This is a genomic window from Parabacteroides sp. AF39-10AC, assembly GCF_003635405.1.
GTDB classification, from domain to species: Bacteria; Bacteroidota; Bacteroidia; order Bacteroidales; family Tannerellaceae; genus Parabacteroides; species Parabacteroides distasonis.
In genome coordinates this window covers 1-18066 of record NZ_QTLP01000004.1, presented here as the reverse complement: position 1 = coordinate 18066, position 18066 = coordinate 1, and the positions used below count along the sequence as shown (strand labels likewise).

Annotated in this window: 15 protein-coding genes; 12 read left to right on the top strand and 3 right to left on the bottom strand. The window is 49.7% G+C overall.

From position 1 onward, the window contains the following. Positions 1-20: 20 nt before the first annotated feature. The 12 genes from DW033_RS04595 (at position 21) to DW033_RS04540 (ending at position 13889) form a co-directional block, all read left to right on the top strand. Positions 21-908: a fimbrillin family protein gene (locus tag DW033_RS04595; RefSeq protein WP_122382496.1), complete on the top strand. Its 888-nt coding sequence runs from the start codon at positions 21-23 to the stop codon at positions 906-908. 34 nt (positions 909-942) lie between these two features. Further along, positions 943-2736, top strand: a complete 1794-nt coding sequence (locus tag DW033_RS04590; RefSeq protein WP_122382495.1) for a fimbrillin family protein — start codon at positions 943-945, stop codon at positions 2734-2736. Positions 2737-2799: 63 nt separating this feature from the next. Next, positions 2800-4479 (top strand): fimbrillin family protein, encoded by a 1680-nt coding sequence (locus tag DW033_RS04585; RefSeq protein ID WP_122382494.1) that lies wholly within the window; start codon positions 2800-2802, stop codon positions 4477-4479. A 227-nt stretch (positions 4480-4706) separates the two neighbouring features. After that, complete coding sequence (locus DW033_RS04580; RefSeq protein ID WP_005827365.1) at positions 4707-5204, top strand: DUF2589 domain-containing protein; 498 nt, start codon at positions 4707-4709, stop codon at positions 5202-5204. A 21-nt stretch (positions 5205-5225) separates the two neighbouring features. Then, entirely contained in the window at positions 5226-5912 is a 687-nt protein-coding gene (locus DW033_RS04575) for a DUF2589 domain-containing protein (RefSeq protein ID WP_122382493.1), read from the top strand. A gap of 4 nt (positions 5913-5916) precedes the next feature. Beyond that, positions 5917-6510 carry a hypothetical protein gene (locus DW033_RS04570; RefSeq protein ID WP_122382492.1) on the top strand — a complete coding sequence of 198 codons (594 nt, stop codon included), beginning with the start codon at positions 5917-5919 and terminating at the stop codon, positions 6508-6510. A gap of 179 nt (positions 6511-6689) precedes the next feature. Beyond that, a complete protein-coding gene (locus DW033_RS04565; protein WP_008616536.1) occupies positions 6690-9035 on the top strand; it encodes an ATP-binding protein in 2346 nt (781 codons plus the stop codon). Next, positions 9016-10323, top strand: a complete 1308-nt coding sequence (locus DW033_RS04560) for a sigma-54 dependent transcriptional regulator (RefSeq protein WP_122382491.1) — start codon at positions 9016-9018, stop codon at positions 10321-10323. The genes DW033_RS04565 and DW033_RS04560 overlap by 20 nt, the downstream gene beginning before the upstream one ends. A 292-nt stretch (positions 10324-10615) precedes the next feature. Further along, on the top strand, positions 10616-11029 hold the full coding sequence (locus DW033_RS04555; RefSeq protein WP_004315319.1) for a hypothetical protein: 414 nt from the start codon (positions 10616-10618) through the stop codon (positions 11027-11029). 246 nt (positions 11030-11275) lie between these two features. Beyond that, positions 11276-11887, top strand: a complete 612-nt coding sequence (locus DW033_RS04550) for an RteC domain-containing protein (protein ID WP_004315320.1) — start codon at positions 11276-11278, stop codon at positions 11885-11887. Positions 11888-12015: 128 nt separating this feature from the next. Next, positions 12016-13470 (top strand): ATP-binding protein, encoded by a 1455-nt coding sequence (locus tag DW033_RS04545; RefSeq protein WP_122382490.1) that lies wholly within the window; start codon positions 12016-12018, stop codon positions 13468-13470. A gap of 5 nt (positions 13471-13475) precedes the next feature. Continuing rightward, on the top strand, positions 13476-13889 hold the full coding sequence (locus DW033_RS04540) for a hypothetical protein (RefSeq protein ID WP_120173078.1): 414 nt from the start codon (positions 13476-13478) through the stop codon (positions 13887-13889). 94 nt (positions 13890-13983) lie between these two features. Here the strand turns inward: DW033_RS04540 and mobC are convergent, their stop codons facing one another. The 3 genes from mobC to mobA are packed head-to-tail and all read right to left on the bottom strand — an operon-like array spanning position 13984 to position 17692. Then, positions 13984-15993: a conjugal transfer protein MobC gene (gene mobC / locus DW033_RS04535; protein ID WP_122382489.1), complete on the bottom strand. Its 2010-nt coding sequence runs from the start codon at positions 15991-15993 to the stop codon at positions 13984-13986. A 41-nt stretch (positions 15994-16034) separates the two neighbouring features. Continuing rightward, complete coding sequence (mobB, locus tag DW033_RS04530) at positions 16035-17285, bottom strand: conjugal transfer protein MobB (protein WP_053397345.1); 1251 nt, start codon at positions 17283-17285, stop codon at positions 16035-16037. Beyond that, positions 17264-17692, bottom strand: coding sequence for a conjugal transfer protein MobA (gene mobA, locus DW033_RS04525; RefSeq protein WP_053397344.1), 429 nt, complete (start codon positions 17690-17692; stop codon positions 17264-17266). The genes mobB and mobA overlap by 22 nt, the downstream gene beginning before the upstream one ends. Positions 17693-18066 lie beyond the last annotated feature (374 nt).

Sequence of the window (18066 nt, the reverse complement as noted above, 5' to 3'; positions counted from 1 at the left end):
TAATATAATAACAGAATATAATGAAGACAAGATTTTTTGCACTTGCGATGCTCGCCCTCGCACTGGTAGCCTGCAACAACGACAACGAGAACCTGAATGGTGACCCCGTGGCCGCCCAGTTTACCGCCAACATCGCCCCCGCCACCCGCGCCAGCGGAACCACCTGGACTGGCGGCGACCGTATCGGCATCACCGACATCGGCAACGATTCCCAGTACGGCAACGTGCCTTTCATCCTGAAAAACGGGAAATTTGAGGCAGAAGGAAAGGTTATCTATATCGAAGATACAAAGACCCATACTTTCCGCGCCTACTATCCGTACAACGCGGCGGGAGGCATCCTCGCTGCCACGACCGATGCCACGGCGCAGCAGAACCAGCCTGCCATCGACTTCCTCTTTGCTTCAGGAGCCACGGGAGACAAAAACAACCCGGTAGTAAGCTTCACCGACAAAACCGCCAAAGGCGGTGAAGACAACTCCTTCCACCACCGCATGAGCCAGATAACCCTTACCTTCGAGGCGGGCGACGGCGTGGATTTCAGCGTGGTCAAGCCTGAACGTTACACGCTGGGCGGATTGTTACTCACCGGTACGTTCAACACGGCCGACGGTATTGCCACCGCAGACAACGGGGCACAGACCGGAGAACTGGCCATGAATCTGGCAGACGGCAATCTCACGTCATCAATCATCCTCTTCCCGCAGACAGTTGCATCCCTGCCGTTGGTTGTGAATTACAAAGGTCAGGAATATCATGCCACACTCACCGTGCCCGAAGGCGCACTGCTGGCGGGCAACAACTATACCTATACCGTCAAGGTACGCAACAAAGTCCTTGAAGTCAGCGAAGCCACCATTGCAAAGTGGAACGATATAGACGGTGGAGATGTGGGTGCTGACCTGTAGGATTTTAATAATTAATCGATTAGAATGAAGAATTATGAGACATAGATTATTTATCCCCGCAGCCACCGCACTGCTGTTCGCCCTCGCCGCCTGCACGCAGGACGAACTTGCTGGCGATAACCGTCTGCCCGAAGGTGAATACCCCGTCGTCATCCGTGCCACCGGATTGTCCGTAGAAGCAACGCCGCTGGCAGCCCCTTCCACCCGTGCCTCTGTGGACGGCGACTGGCAGGGCGTCACTTCCGTGGCACTCAAGATGGGCGATGCGGTAAAGGAATACACCGTAACGGCTTCTACCGATTTCAAGAGTGCCACACTTTCACGCGAGAACGACCCGTACTACTGGACCAGCCGCGACCCGATTACCGTATCGGCATGGTGGCCCTTCGACAATGCTGACATCACACAGATGCCTGCCGTGAAGGTGGCAGAAGACCAGAGCAAACTGGCTGACTTCCAGAACAGCGATTTCATCTCTGCTGAGAACCGGAAGGTGGAATTTAACAACCCGACACTTGAATTTACCCACCGCACGGCACGCGTGACAATCGAACTGAAGCCCGGCACGGGATTCACGAGCGTCGCCGGTGCCACGGTGAGCCTCGTGAGCCTGTCCGCCGATAACGGCAACCCGACCGCCATCAAGACCTACAACGCAAGCGGCAACACCTACGAGGCACTGACCGCCCCGCAGACCGTTGCGGCAGGCAAGCCGTTCGTCAAGGTGGAACTCGGGGGCGGCACCTTCTACTTCCGCCCGCAGAACGACGTCGTATTAGAGGCGGGCAACCGCTATTCTTACACCGTCAAGGTGAACGCCACTGGCTTGACATTAGAGGGTTGCACCATCGGTGATTGGGCTGACGGCGGCGGCGAGAGTGGTGCAGCCGAGTTGGGCTACATCTACGATAGCAACACCAAGACCTACACGGTCTATAACGCCGACGGCCTACTGGCATGGAACGAAGCCGCACAAAAAGACAGATCGATAAATTGCACCCTCACCGCCGACATCGACCTCACGGGCAAAGACTGGTCACCGATAGGCACAAACTTTTATAACTCATACACCGGCACCTTCGACGGCGGTGGCCATACCATCATGGGGCTGACCGTTACGACAAATGACCAATATGTGGGTCTGTTCGGCAGGCTCGGTAAAGCTGGCACGGTGAAGAACGTGGTGATGGATGGCATACAGATAACATGCAATCACAGGTTGGGCTATGCCGGCGGCGTGGCAGGATTTAGCTGGGGAGGCACCATTGAAAACTGCTCGGTGTCGGGCAGCGTCAGCGGCACGATATGCGCCGGCGGTGTGGTGGGTATTCAATGGGAGGCTTCCATCACCGGATGCAGCTCCTCCGCCACAGTGAAGGGAATGGTCCAGGTCGGCGGCGTGGCAGGTGAGACGAATTCGGGTGCCACCATGGCCGCTTGCTATGCCACAGGCAACGTGACCATAGAAATAGACCCCATAAATAATATCCTTGGCGGCGATCTGGTGGGATTCAACGCAGGAAGCAGCGTCCTTGCCTGCTATGCCACGGGCAACGTAACCAGTACGGGTAGTAGCACTGGCAATGTATATATCGGCGGCTTTTTGGGAGGAAACTACACCACCGTGACCGCCTGCTATTGGAAGAACAATCATGAACAAGGTATCGGCTACAATAAGGAAGGCATCGCCCCCGAAGCCACGAATGTGGACGGCACTAACGTTACCTGGGAGAATGCCGTTGATGCCATGAACACCGCCTTGCAGAAAGCAGGCTCAGATTGGCGTTACGAACTTAAAGGAGCATTGCCCACCTTGAGGAAGCAGTAAACCGTCGGGGGGAAAAGTTACGCCCGCAACGGAAAGAACCAGAGTAATAAAATAACAGATATTATGAGGATAAGATTTTTTGCACTTGCAGCGCTCGCCCTCTTATTGGGCGCCTGCACGCAGGACGAAGCGGGCTTCCTACCGGAAGGGGCGGAAGGCACCCCCATCGTCTTCACCGCCACGGGGCTGAATCCCGCCGCGACAGCCATCGCCGGCACCCGTGCCCCTGTGGATGGCAATTGGGAGGGTGTGCAGAGCGTGGCAGTGCTGATGGACGGTACGGTGAAGGCATACGACGTGACGCCCTCCACCGCCGACCCCACCAGCGCCACGCTGACCTCCACCGACCCGTACTACTGGACCAACCACAACGACATCACCGTCACAGCGTGGTGGCCCTACACCGCTGGCGAGACAACCCCACCTGCGGTAAAGGTAAAAGCCAACCAAAGTACCCAGAAAGACTTTGAGGGCAGCGACCTCATCGTAGCCGACGGGCAGACGGTGACCTACGGTAGCCCCACGCTTCGCTTCACCCACCGCACAGCGCGGGTGACCATCGTTCTGACGGACTACACCGAGGGGCTGGCATCCGTGCAGCTGAAGGGTCTCTCCACCGAAGGCGACAACCCGGATATAATCGTCCCGTATGACAAGGGTAGCAACACCTACACCGCCATCGTAGCCCCGCAAAGTGTGGCAGCTGGCACGGCATTCATTACCTGCACCTTCACTAACGGCAAGACCTTCGTTTATAAGATGAAGAATGCTACCGACTGGCAGGCGGGCGGTGAATATACCTACACCGTCTCCCTCGCTGCGGCAAAAGACCTGGGCTATACCATAGAGAGCGACGGCAGCTACACCGTGACCTCCGCCGATGGCCTGATGAATGTAGCCGAATTAGTGAACGGAGGTAAGACCGACATTAACATTACCCTCGACAAAAACATTGATCTGACGGGCAAAGGCTGGACGCCGATAGGCACAAACTTCGATAACTCATACAAAGGCACTTTCGACGGCGGCGGCCATACCATCACGGGGTTGACCGTTACGACAAATGACCAATTTGTGGGTCTGTTCGGCTATCTCAATAGAGCTGGTATGGTGAAGAACGTGGTGATGGAAGGCATACAGATAACAAGCAATCACATGTTTGGCTGTACTGGCGGCGTGGTAGGATATAGCTGGGGCACCATTGAAAACTGCTCGGTGTCGGGTAGCGTCAGCGGCACAGATTGTGTCGGCGGTGTGGTGGGTTCACAAAAGGCCGGTTCCATCATCGGATGCAGCTCCTCTGCCACTGTGAAGGGAAAGCACTATGTCGGCGGTGTGGCAGGAGAAAAATGGGGCACCATGACAGCTTGCTATGCCACAGGCAACGTGACCTTAGAAATAGCTTCCCAAAAGAATAACTTTGGCGGCGGTGTAGTGGGATTAAACGGAGGAAGCCGCGTCCTTGCCTGCTATGCCACGGGCAACGTAACCAGTACGGGTAGCAGTACCGGCAATGTGCATATCGGCGGCTTGTTTGGAGATAGCTACACCACCGTGACCGCCTGCTATTGGAAGAACAATCAGGAACGAGGCTATAAGACCGCCCCCGAATCCACGAAGGTGGACGGCACTTACGTTACCTGGCAGAAAGCCGTCGATGCCATGAACACCGCCTTGCAGAACGCAGGCTCAGAGTGGCGTTACGAACTTAATGGAGCATTGCCTACCTTGAGGAAGCAGTAAACCGTCGGGCGGAAAAAGTTCCGCCCGCAACGGAAAGAACCGAAGTATAACCCCAATAAAGAAAGGAGGACGTGATGGAACACACGGAGAATCCACCATATTGGTTTTGGCATCAAGGCATTGTCAATAATAATATAGTCTCCAGTGTAAATATGGAAGCTGTAAGCCGGACATTGTCAAGATTGGTGCTCATTAAAGACAACAAATCAAGTATTTAAATTAAAAACATGGGACTTTTTCACAGAGGCAAGAAAAATAATGACGATGAGCCGGACAGTGTTCAAACCAATTCATTCTCTGATATTATGAATGGTTTGCAGTACGCCGTAAACTGTGCACAAGATACATTACAGAATCATCAGATACAAAATCTGACCAGACTTTTTGAAGGAACAAATGCAAATAACGCAAATACGTTCCAATCAAAAAAAATCATGGTTGGAGACAAGACTATTGATATTCCACTTATAGCCTTGATATCCCATCATTATCTTGCAATGGATAATGTGCAGATAAAGTTCAAGGCGAAGGTCGGAAGCGTGGAATCACAGATTCCGGAAAACAACTTGCTGTTATCCAGTCCGCACAGAGCCAATCTCCAGATGCAGATGAGCAACATAAAACCAGATACAGATGATATCATGGAGGTTTGCGTCAATTTTAAAGTTCAGGAGACTCCGGAGAGTATTTCCCGAATCATTGACGATTTTGTAAAAAACATCTAACAATTTCAAAATTCAAATGTTATGGCAGAAGAAATAAAGAACCAAGGGCAACAAGAATATGCAGAAAATATAAGCGGGCAAGCGAAAGAGATTATTTCCGCTGCATTGGAAGAGACTAAAAATAACGGTACATCCCCTGTACTTGGAGATCCGAATGTGACTGACAATTTTAAGGGGCTTCCCATGCGGGAACTGATTGCAGCACCGCTTATTGCAGCAGCCGAAGCTCAACAGGAATTGGCAGCGACAGCATGGAATTTCTACCAGAAAATTGCTTTTGATGAAGACGGTAAAACAGCTCGTGTATTGGAATTCGATATTAAAAGACCGATACAGCAGGATGGAAAAATGACAACAATGTCACAAAGTGTCAAGGCTCCGTTTATAGGATTGGTGCCTATTCCTTCCCTGCTCATAGATCGCGTGGATGTCGATTTCCAGATGGAGGTTACCGATACATCAAACGTAAAAAGCACTACCAACGCAGAAGTAGAGGCAAAAGCTTCTGCAAAACATTGGTTTATAAATGCGGAAATCAGCGGCAAAGTCACGACCGCCCGCGAGAACACCCGCATGACCAACCAAACGGCAAAATACCAGATACATGTGACAGCCAGTCAGCAGCCGCAGACCGAAGGTCTGTCTAAACTGATGGATATAATGGCATCATGTATCGAGCCTATAACAAACGAAAGTAACAGTAAGTAAATATATGAATTTGATTCAAGCATTAAGATTGCCAAACAGTCAAGCAGTAATGACAAATATTGCACGGTTTCATTATCAAAATATTTATAATGTAGGTTTGACCCCTCCGATTGTCACGCAAAGTAATTTGACATTTCAAATAAAAGGATATACCCGTAACTATCGTTTTCTTAGATTAGACTATGCCTGTGTCATATATATTGCGGATATAATAGCAGTCGTTGCTTCAAATGGCATAGATACTTTAAGTTCAGGTTTTTCGGGGTGTTATATGGCCAGTTTTAGGCACAATGGCATTAGGTATGTTGCTCATATTCCAACGCCTAACAATAGTATTAAAACATCATGGAATCGGGCGGTTAAAAATCGAATAATAGATAATGTTGTTCTTTTTAAACCTACTGAAGGATTGGCGAGAATCCCAGGAACAATTGGTATTTGGGGAATTATAACATTTAACGATAGATGTTATCGGCTTGATGTAAATGAAAACGCTCCTCCAAGTCAAGCCATACGTGGCCAAAGAATTTTTAACTCAATCCCGAGAAATCCCATACTAACAGAAATTCCATCTATCGCCGGTGGTCAGATGCCTTAATAATTATAACAATTGTAAATAAGGGAAGAATGGTTGTTTCATTGAGGAGTAGAATTCTATTCGGATATATAATTCTGGTGGCGGTCATAGGCAGCATGGCCGCCATTCTCATCCATGAACCTGCGAAGTTCCACGACCTATATGCGTATTTTAAATAACGGTATTTACACAAACAGCAAATGAGCGAACAATTCGTTACCACTACCAAGCATTTCCGCAAGCTGCTTGCCGCAGGCTATCTGTTGATAGTCCTGCTGGTGGGCGGCATCATCTGCACGTGGCTCGGCGAATGGCGCGACTTGGAGTTGCTGGAACGGGAGAACCGTGAAATCAACCGCTTCCGCAAGGAAACACACGATGCGTATGTGGGTGTGGTGGAGTTGTCTCTTTTGGGCGAGTCGGTGCTGGAATGGGACGATAAGGATGTGGCGGCATACCGGCGGCAACGGATGACGGTGGATAGTATGCTTTGCCGCTTCAAGAGCCATTACGAATCGGTGCGCATAGACAGCGTGCGCCACTTGCTGGAGGACAAGGAAAAGCGGCTGTGCGCCATCATGGAGGCTCTGGAACAACAGGCGGACATCAACCGCCGGATAGCCAAGCAGGTGCCGGTGATAGTGCAAACGAGCAGGCAGGAAGAGCCGAAGAAACAGAGGAGGAAAGGTTTTCTCGGGTTGTTCGGCAAGAAACAGGAAGCACCTCCGACGACGACCACCACGATGCTCTACACACTGAACCGTGATATGATAGCGCAACAACGTGCCCAAAGCCATCGTCTGTCGGAATATGCCGACAGCCTTGCCAGCCGCAATGCGGAACTGAACCGCCAACTGCAAACCCTTATCCAGCAGATGGACCACAAGGTGCAGGCTGACTTGCAGGAACGTGAGGCGGAAATATCCGCTATGCGTGAAAAGTCGTTCTTGCAGGTAGGTATCATAACGGGTGTCATGCTGCTGTTGCTCATTATTTCATACATCATCATTCACCGCTATGCCACCCGCATCAAGCAGTACAAACGTAAGACAACAGATTTAATCGGGCAACTGCAAAAGTCAGTAAAACAAAACGAATCGTTGATAGCCTCACGCAAGAAAGCGATGCACACCATCACCCACGAGCTACGCACACCACTGACTGCCATACATGGATATGCGGAACTGATGCAGGACAACGAAGAAGAAAAGATAAGCGGTTATGCGGACAATATCCTGCAAGCCTCCAAGAGAATGACCGACATGCTCAACTCCCTGCTTGACTTCTTCCGCTTGGACAGCGGCAAGGAACAGGCGAATGTCCGTCCGTTTCGTTTGGAAAACATCGCGGAGCTGTTGCAAACGGAGTTTACGCAACAAGCAGAAGCAAAAGATCTTAAACTTACCATCGAGTGCCCGGAGGGTATTATCCTGAATGGCGACAAGGAGCGCATCATACAGATATGCGACAACCTGCTGGGCAATGCCGTCAAGTTCACGAATGCCGGAAGCGTTTCACTTGTCATAAGCTATGACGGCAATAGGCTGACCCTTGTAGTAGAGGACACCGGAACCGGCATGAGTGCGGAAGAACAACAGCGAGTGTTCGGAGCGTTCGAGCGGCTTTCCAACGCCGCCACGCAAGACGGTTTCGGATTGGGGTTAAGCATTGTGAAACAGATAGTCGGGATGCTTGGCGGCACTATACGCTTGGAAAGCGAAAAAGGAGAAGGCAGTCGTTTTACTGTGGAGTTGCCAATGAACACTGCCGATATTGGTATTGAAGAACAGACAGCCGCAGAAAGTCTGGCTCATATAGAAAGACCTTATTCTGTCATCGTATTGGACGACAATCCGATGGTATTATCCATGACAAAGGAAATGTATGCTGGTATAGGTGTGCATTGCGACACGTTCACCACTATTGGCGATGCAATGGAAGCCATGCGGCAGCACACATACGACCTCATGATAACCGATATGAAAATGCCGGAGATTAACGGCTATGAGGTGTTGGAGTTGTTACGCTCGTCAAGTGTCAGCAACTCGAAAGAGATTCCCATTGTCGTGGCGACCGCCTCCGGCAGTTGCAGCGAAGAGGAGCTGTTGGAAAATGGATTTACCGCCTGCCTGTTCAAGCCATTTTCCATTTCCGAACTGGTTGCTGTATCAGACAAATGCCTTTTGACAAGTACGGACAAGGATGAACTTCCCGACTTGTCCTCTCTGCTTGCATATGGTGACAAACGGGCGATGCTCGACCGTTTGATAACCGAAACAGAAAAGGATATGCAGGCTGTCCGGGAAATCATGGAGAGGAATGACCGCAAGGCGTTGGACGAATGGATGCACCGTCAGCGAAGTTCATGGGCTGTTATCCGTGCTGACAAACCCTTGTGGAACCTGTATGAACTGCTGCATCAAGAATCTGAATGTTCCGAAATGGAATTGCGGAAATGCGTGGATGCCATGCTTCGTATGGGAACAGTTATCATAGAACTTGCGCAAAAGGAAAGGAGGTTGTCGGATGAAAGTATTTGTGATTGAGGACAACCCCGTCTATAACGATTATGTCTGCAACCTGCTGAAGAAAGACAGCTTCGATACTATGTCGGCATATAATCTTGCCACTGCCAAGAAACTATTGGCAAAGTCAGAGGTGGATGATATTGTCGTTGCCGACCTACGCCTCCCCGACGGTGAAAGCATAGAGTTGTTACGGTGGATGCGTGCCAACGACAAACAGCAGGTGTTTATCGTTATGACCAATTACGGGGAGGTGCATACGGCAGTGGAAAGTATGAAGCTCGGCTCAAAGGATTACATACAGAAACAGTTGTTGGAGGATAAACTGATACCGCTTATCCGCACCCTGCAAAAAGAACATGAAAAGCGACTACAATGGAACATTCCGATATTCGTCCGGCAGGGCGAAGCCTATCAGAAAATCAAGAAACGTGTGCGCCTTGTAGCCACCACCCGGATGAGCGTGCTGATACTGGGCGAGAACGGTACGGGCAAGGAACATATCGCACAACATATACACCAACAAAGCAAACTTGCCGATAAACCTTTTGTGGCAGTGGACTGCGGAGCCTTGTCCCCGTCATTGATACAATCCGCCTTCTTCGGACACGTCAAGGGTGCGTTTACTGGTGCCGAAGCAAACAAGACGGGGTATTTTCTGGAAGCGGATGGCGGCACGCTGTTCCTTGACGAAGTGGGCAACCTAACAATGGAGATGCAACAGATGCTGCTCCGCGCCATACAGGAACGCCGTTACCGTCCCGTCGGTGCAAAGGAGGACAAAACAGCCAACGTGAGGATAGTGGCTGCAACCAACGAGGATTTGCAGAAAGCCGTAACGGAAAAGCGGTTCCGGCAGGATTTGCTCTATCGCTTGCAGGAGTATGTGATAACCATGCCGCCCTTGCGCGACTGCCCGGAAGACATCATGCCATTGGCTGAGTTCTTCCGTGAAATGGCAAACCGTAAGTTGGAACGTGAAGTAAAAGGGTTTGCCGCATCTGCCCGTAATGCCCTGCTCGCCCATGCGTGGCCGGGCAACGTGCGCGAGTTGAAACAGAAGATACAGACGGCAGTCCTGCAATCAGAAGGCGATATGATAACCGAAGCCGATTTGGAACTTGACAATGAACCGTCCGCTACTTCCGCTTGTTTTACATTGAAGAGCGGGGATGAAGAAAGAGGACGTATCCTGCGTGCTTTGAAACAAGCAGCCGGTAACAAGAAAATGGCTGCAAAGATACTGGGTATCGGCAGGACAACGCTGTATAATAAATTGGTAGAGTATGGATTGAATGAAGAAAACTGACCGGAGTATGGCTGTAAATGGCAATAATTGATTAACTTTGCAATTGTATTTCAGAAAATAGCAGGCGATCGGGTAACTTTTCGCCGATGATATAGACATAAGACCGCAAGGCGTTTCGAGCGAAAATCTGGTAAATTGAAACTACGGAGACGATTGCGTGATGCTTATGCTATGCTTACGCATAGCGTGCATTCACGTACTCTCCGTAAAGGCTTTACCAGAGCCATCGCTTGAAAGTAGTGTGAATTGCACGCTACTTTTTTGCCTCGCCAAAAAGGAAAGAAAATACGTTATGGCGAAAATACAATTACTTGCCGTTATCTCAATAGATGGCTGTCCGATGAAACTGCATCCCCGGAAGCGGTTGCTTCAAACCGAAGATTACGGTATGGATGAAATACGTGCCAATGCCCTGTATAAGCTGACATCCGACTATTCGGTATCCGTGCTTCAAGAATGGAGGGAGGAAGGTGGAAGCATTTGCCATTTGTTGGAAGTAACTGCCGGGAATACCGAATATGCCAACGGACTGTTACGGATGAACGTGATAGATGAAATCATACTATACGTTGTTCCAACCATCGACGGAAACGGAGCGCATTTTTTCAAGTCAGCACTACCTATGAATGACTGGCGGCTTATGGAGAACAAAACTTATAGGGACGGAGTAATCCGGCTTACCTATCATAAAGAGCCACGGGCATAAAATGTTCAGATTATGAACATCTTGGCGGGATTTCCGTGCTCAGAAAGTGAACACATGTTCAGAATCTGAACACATTTCACAAGGGATGCAATCAAGGATAAAATTATTTTTGAATTTTATCTTTCTGAAAAACAATGTAGTACAATTTTCTCACAATCTTTTCTCGTGTTTAGGGCTATGATTTGCACCATATATCAGTGTGCGCACACTGATAAACAAGTGTAAACCCTCAAAACAGAAAAGATAATGAACCATCTCATACTGGCGGAAACACAGTTTTTCGCCATGATAAACGGAAAAGACAACGGTAGCACGGAAACGGCATACGGCGGATTCGTGCAGGAAGTAATAAACCTGTGCTACGGCGGCAATGATGCCAAGCATATTATTGTGGCGTTGGCTTTTGCCGAAATCGAATTACAGCACCATCCACAGAACTTGTCGGTATCGGAGGAGAATGTCGTCACTGTGTATATCCGCAAGGCGTTATCCTTCATCCGAAAGATGCAGAAGATAGTATCCGCTTCTGCAATTACCTCCGTGCCACCACTAACATCCACATCCGAAACCAAAGCCACAGTCCCAGCCCTGCAATGGACCGGTAATGCCGTCGAGTTGGTAGAGCTAATCTATGCCCTCTACGCCACCGGCTGCATCAATGGCGGCAAGGCTTCGCTGAAAGAGCTTGCCCCTGTCCTCTATTCCTTTTTCGGTGTGGAGTCCAAAGACTGCTACCGCTTCTATACGGACATCAAACGCAGGAAAAGCGACAGTCGCACCTACTTCCTTGAAAAGATGCAGGACAAACTGAACGCGAAGATGCGACATGACGATGAATTGGAGCGGATGAGGAGATAAACGAATGCCAAACAAAGGATAAGCGGCCGGATTATACGGTTTCTTATCCTTCTTCATTTACAATCACTCTATTATCTGCCGGAAAGCCGATTAAAATCATTAACTTTGCAAGTATTAATCAATGACGGATGAAAATAGATAACCTCGAAATATTGAACGGACTGATTGCCGGAGCCGAAGGCGGGACAGTTGAGTTCAAAGAAACTACCGGGCAGTTGGAGCGTGGAATGGAAACTCTTTGTGCCTTCCTGAACGGTACGGGCGGCACGGTGCTGTTCGGTGTAACCGACAAGGGAAAGATTATCGGTCAGGAAGTGAGCGACAAGACGAAGCGCGATATTGCGGAAACCATCAGACGAATCGAGCCGTTTGCGACCATTGATATATCCTATACAGACATTCCGGGAACGAACAAAAGTGTTATAGCTTTATCAGCGGAAGAACAACGATATATGCGCCCGTTCACCTATAAGGGGAGGGCTTATCAACGGATAGAGAGCGTTACATCTGCCATGCCGCAGGGTATATACAACCTGTTGGTTATGCAGCGAGGCGGAACCTATGCTTGGGATTCCATGCAAAATCCCAGCTTGAAAATATCCGACCTTGACGAAACGGCAATCTTGGGCGCAGTACGTGGAGAAATCAGAGGCGGACGTTTGCCGGAAGGTTCTATGCAGGAGGATGTCCGAACCATCCTTGAAAAATTTGACTTGTTGAATGATGGAAAGCTGAACAATGCTTCCGTTGTCCTATTCGGACGAAACTTCTACCATTATCCCCAATGTCTGCTCCGTTTAGCCCGGTTCAAAGGAACGACAAAAGATGAATTTTTAGATAATCAGCGTGTGACAGGCAATATATTCAACTTGCTGGATGCTGCAATGGCATTTTTCTTCAAGCATTTGTCCCTTTCCGGTAAAATTGAAGGTTTGTACAGAGAAGAGGAACTGAATGTGCCATATAAGGCATTGAGAGAATGTTGCATAAATGCTTTTGCACATCGTGTTTACCATCGCCCCGGCAGTTCAGTCGGGATTGCTATCTATGATGACCGCGTGGAGATTGAAAACAGCGGAACATTTCCGCCTGATATTACCATTGAGAAACTGTTGGGTGGCCACAATTCCGAACCACAAAATCTGATAGTAGCCAATGTGCTGTACAAAAGTGCAGTATTGGAGAGTTGGGGACGTGGCATAGCCCTTATGGTAAACGAATGTCGCCGTGTCGGTATTCCGGATCCGGAGTTTCATACCGACGGCAATGCTGTATGGATTGTGTTTCATTATACAAGAACTACAGTAGGACAAGACCCCACAGCAACCCCACAGCAACCCTATAGTAACCCCACAGTAACCCCACAGTTAGGAAAACTGTTGTCTGCTATTGGGAACAACACTCTCTCTGCTAAAGAAATCATGGAGAAAACGGGAATGAAAGATAAAAGGAATTTCTTAAAGAACTATATCCATCCGGCAATAAATTCCGGTTTGGTCCTTTCACTTTATCCCATAGGCTCCAAGAGTCCGCAACAGAAATACTATCTTACTGATAAAGGTAAAGGTTTCCTGCAACAATAACGGGTATGGCTAAAAAGAAGAAACATAAGAATGATGTAAAAACTGATTTACCGATAATCATGGATTATGGTATCGGCAGTATATCCGTTTATGACCCGGCAGACATGATGCCATACAACGAGCCGCCAATTAGCGAACAAATCCGCTTCAAGAAACTCGGCAAAGAGATGAAATCCGAGTTCAAGTGGCTGGTATCTTCCGTAGTGATTGAGTATTGGCAAGAAAACCGACAGATACCTTTCGGTGAAGAAATGTCGAAACTCAGAACCAGACTGTTGAGAATGTTTGCCGAAGAATACAGCATACTGCTTAAAGACGATACAGAACTGAAAAATTATTTGCTGATGCTTGCCATTACCACCATCAACAAGCATCTCAAATCTGAGAATAAAAAGAGGGTGTCAAAACTCTCTTTTTAACAAAATTACCCTTGCTACAGATATCTGTGACAGGGGTAATTTTCATATTTTGGGTGTTTTGACACATCCCCTTTTTCATATATAAAGGAATCTGTTATTTCTGCTGCAACAGGTGTTTCAAGTTTTCATCATTTGCGATACGTTCCAGTTCCTCTTGAACAATCTGCTTCACTTCCTCCTTGATGCGCCTGTAATTCGCCTGAACCGTTTCCTTCATGCGGTCGTTGCCGTCCCCGTCCGTAAAGTCGGTAATGACGGGGATTTTCTTGTAGGCTTTCTCCTCGCGCTTCACCTTCTCGGCATCCACGACAATCTCGCAATGGAAAATCTTCTGCTCGATACGCTCGTTGAAGTTGTCGGATACCGAACCGACAAACATACCCTGCGTCAAGCCGGAAATCTTGCTCGGCGGGATGAGTGAATCCATCTGCGTGTTGATGGAGGTGGAAACATCCTGCCGGTTGATGGAAATGGACTGCCGTTTCTGCAACACCTTACCGAAGCGTTCGGAAAGCGTCTTGGCGGTTTCACCCACCACCTGACCGGAAAAGATATTGCCGACGGTGTTCATCACGACCTTCGCTTCTTTATCACCGTAGTCGCGCACCAACTGGCTGAAATCCTGAAAGCCCAGACACACGGCAACCTTGTTGCTTCGCGCGGTGGCGATAAGGTTGTCCAACCCCTTGAAATAAATCGTGGGCAGCTCGTCGATGATGACCGACGACTTCAGCATCCCTTTCTTGTTGATGAGTTTCACGATACGGGAGTTATACAGACCGAGAGCGGCCCCGTAGATATTCTGACGGTCGGGATTGTTGCCCACACAGAGTATTTTCGGTTCTTCGGGATTGTTGATGTCCAGCGTGAACTCGCTGTCCGACATCACCCAATAGAGCTGCGGGGAAATCATCCTTGACAAAGGGATTTTCGCGCTTGCTATCTGCCCCATCAACTGCTCCGCAGCCCCTCCGAGCCATGCGTCCATGAACGGAGAAAGATAGTTTTCCAATTCCGGGTAAGAGGTCAGTATCGGGAAAATATCCTCATAGCGGCGGTTCAGGAACTCAATCGCATGGGGGAATGTACAATACTTGCCGTTCTGGAAAATTTTGAGATACCAGATAATAGCCGCGAAAAGGATGATGGGCGATTCTACGAAAAAGTCGCCCTGCTTTTGCACCCAACTTTTATTTAAGTTGAGCATAATGGTGTACGCACTCTCATAAGCGTCCGTAATATCCTCCATGAAGTCCGGGTGAATGGGATTGCAACGGTGCGAACGTCGCGGGTCATCGAAGTTTATCACATAAAACTTCGGTTTCACCTTGTAGCCCTCCGGGTGGTTCAGCAGATGGTTGTATGCTATCGTGGACAAGTCGCTGAATTTGAAGTCGTACACATACATCGAGAAGCCCTTTTCTATCTGCTGCTTGATGAAATTATTTACCACTGCATAGGATTTACCGCTGCCCGGCGTACCCAACACGATGGAAGCCCTAAAAGGATTCACGACATTGATCCAGCCATTGTTCCAACGCTTTTTGTAGTAAAACCGTGTCGGAAGATTGACCGAATACTCGCTTTCGATAAGCCTTGTTTCCTGCATGAAACTCTCGTTTTCGTTATTGAACACATCGTCCATAAGGTTGTGCTTCAACAGACGGCTCATCCACAGACCGCCCATCAGCAGGCAGACATAACCTGCGCCGACGGTCAGAATATACAGTCCCGTCACCGCCTCTATCGGGAGCGGCAAAGCCAGTATCCACCAGTTGAGGAAGAACAGCACGAAGCCCACGGCAAGGACCGCCCAGATTTTCCCCCACGTGATTTTCTCGCCCTTCACGCCCTTTGTCCCCAGACAGGACAGGGCAAGCAGGAGGACGGCAAATAGTTTCGTGTAGAGGATGGAACGGAACAGCCCCGCCGTGCGGTTGAAGTTCATCAGTATCCTGTCCACCACACCGATGTCCACACCCCAGAGCCGTATGGCTTCATAACAGAACCAGTACACGTTCATGACCACTAAAATAATACTCACGGCACGCAGAAAATCCATGATTTTCGCCAATGCCCTCAAATCGTCTTCTTGTTGTGACATACCTTGAAATTGTTTTGATTGTTGATACTTTGTCTGACTGATTACATTCCCAAGCCCTTGCGCTTCTTCTTTTTCTTCCTGCGCTGCATCGCCCGGATGAAGGCTTCCTCCTCGGCGTCCACTGCCGGGCCTTCGGGAGAAAACAAGCCCATGCCGTCCAAGTCCCTTCCGTATTCGGAAGTGGACGGAGCTTGCGTTTCCTCCTGACCCTCCGTGGTAATGGAAAGCGGAACCGGCGGCTGTCCGGCGTATGGCAGCGTGAAGTGTTCCTGCAAGGCGTTGGCGGACAGTTCCCTGCCCATGCGTGAGCCGTTCAACACGCATCCTGTTCGGTGGTCGATGAACGTGGCCCCGTAGATGCGTCCTTCCTCCGTATAGCGCAGCACGGTGTCAATACCTTTCTCCTTGAGCGTGGCTATGAACCTCTCCTTGTCATACGTACTTTGCAGCACGGAAAGGACGGTGCATTTTGTCATGTCGGCAAGTTTCATGTCCTTAATCTCCTGCTTGGAACGGGCAAACTTTCTCTGTACGGCATCAAAGCCGACGGACTTCCCGAACAGCGAGGACTTGAAAGGATTGCCGACCTTGTTGCCTTTGCCGTCCGTGACGGAATAGACCAGCCCATTATATTCCCGTCCGCGCACGTTACCCCGCGCTTCCTCCACCGTCATATTATATAAGGAAAGGAGGGCGCGGTATTCGCCCATCGTCTGGAAACGGTAACGGCGGTTCAGTTCCTTTACCACATTCCCCGCCTGCTTCTTCACATCGCCAGCCGAAACATCCACCTTATGCCGCTGCATATCAGGACGGCGGTTTTTCCGTTCCGCGTCATGCAGCCCGTACTTCCGTTCCAGCTCACGGGTTATCTGCTTGCTGCGGTAGAAGTTATTGCGCGTGTCGATGCTTTTGCCGTTCTCGTCCACCCGTACCGTGACGATGTGCAGGTGGTGGCGGTCAATGTCCTCATGCTTGTACACCATGTAAGGCTGGTTCCCGAAGCCCATCTTCTCCAGATACTCCCGCGCGATGTCCTGAAGCTCCGTGTCCGTCAGCACGTCGTCGGGATGCGGATTGAGAGAGATATGCACCACAGGCTTCTCCACCCTTGACCACACGGGCATGAAGGAGAGAAAGTCCTCCATCGCCCGGTGGATGTCCACCGTTCCCGTGCCGTCATTGTAGATGCGGTTGGTGGTGAGCAGCCGTCCTTCCTCCTTGTTGATCTTCTCCCCGTTGTAGGCAAGTGCGCCGTACAACGAGTTTCCTACACTGATTTTTGCGACCATTTTTCCTGCATCTCTTTAGACAGTTCCACAATCCGGCGGCTCAGTTTCACGAGTTCGACGGTCTGTTGCTCCAGTTTGTAGAGCAACGCCATCGCCTTTTTCTCGGAAAAATGCAGCCTCAGTTCCTTCACGACTTGGTTGTAGTTCGTGCCTATTGCGCGGAATTGCGCATGAAAATCAGATAGCTTGGTGTAGTAATCCACCAGCGTTTTATCCACTTTCAGCACCTTGAACGGTTGCCCGAAGAAGTGCGCCTTCAGGAAAACCGACTTGGCGTAAACGCCCGACTTCTCGAACATGGAGAGGAAACGGTTGTGTTCCTCCTCGCTGAAACGGACGGTGTATCTGAACACTGCCGGGTCGAGTTTGGGATTTCTCCCGCCTTTGTTTCTTCTTTTTTCATTCATATTACTTTGGATTTAGCGGTTTGACGGCATAAGTCGCCGCTTCATGGTACAGACACCGTAGGTTTGAGAGGCTTCCCGACTTCGGAGGGTAAGCCCGCCCCCTGCAAGGGCAAGGCGTTTTCGTGGCTGCTCAAAATGTTTTGAGCGGCTGAAAACATACCTTGCTATGTTCAGGTGAACATAAAAATCCGTCGAGGACGGATTGGGGATGATTCCTTTCAAACTCCGGGCTGCGCTACCTGCGGCGTACCCTGCCGTTCGGGTGCAAAGTTACGCCCTTAAGGCGATGTCCGACAGAGGCTTGACCCGGACAATCAGTGCCAACCGGCGCAACGTGCTGCCACTTGCCGGAGAAGTGATACAAGTTCCAAAAT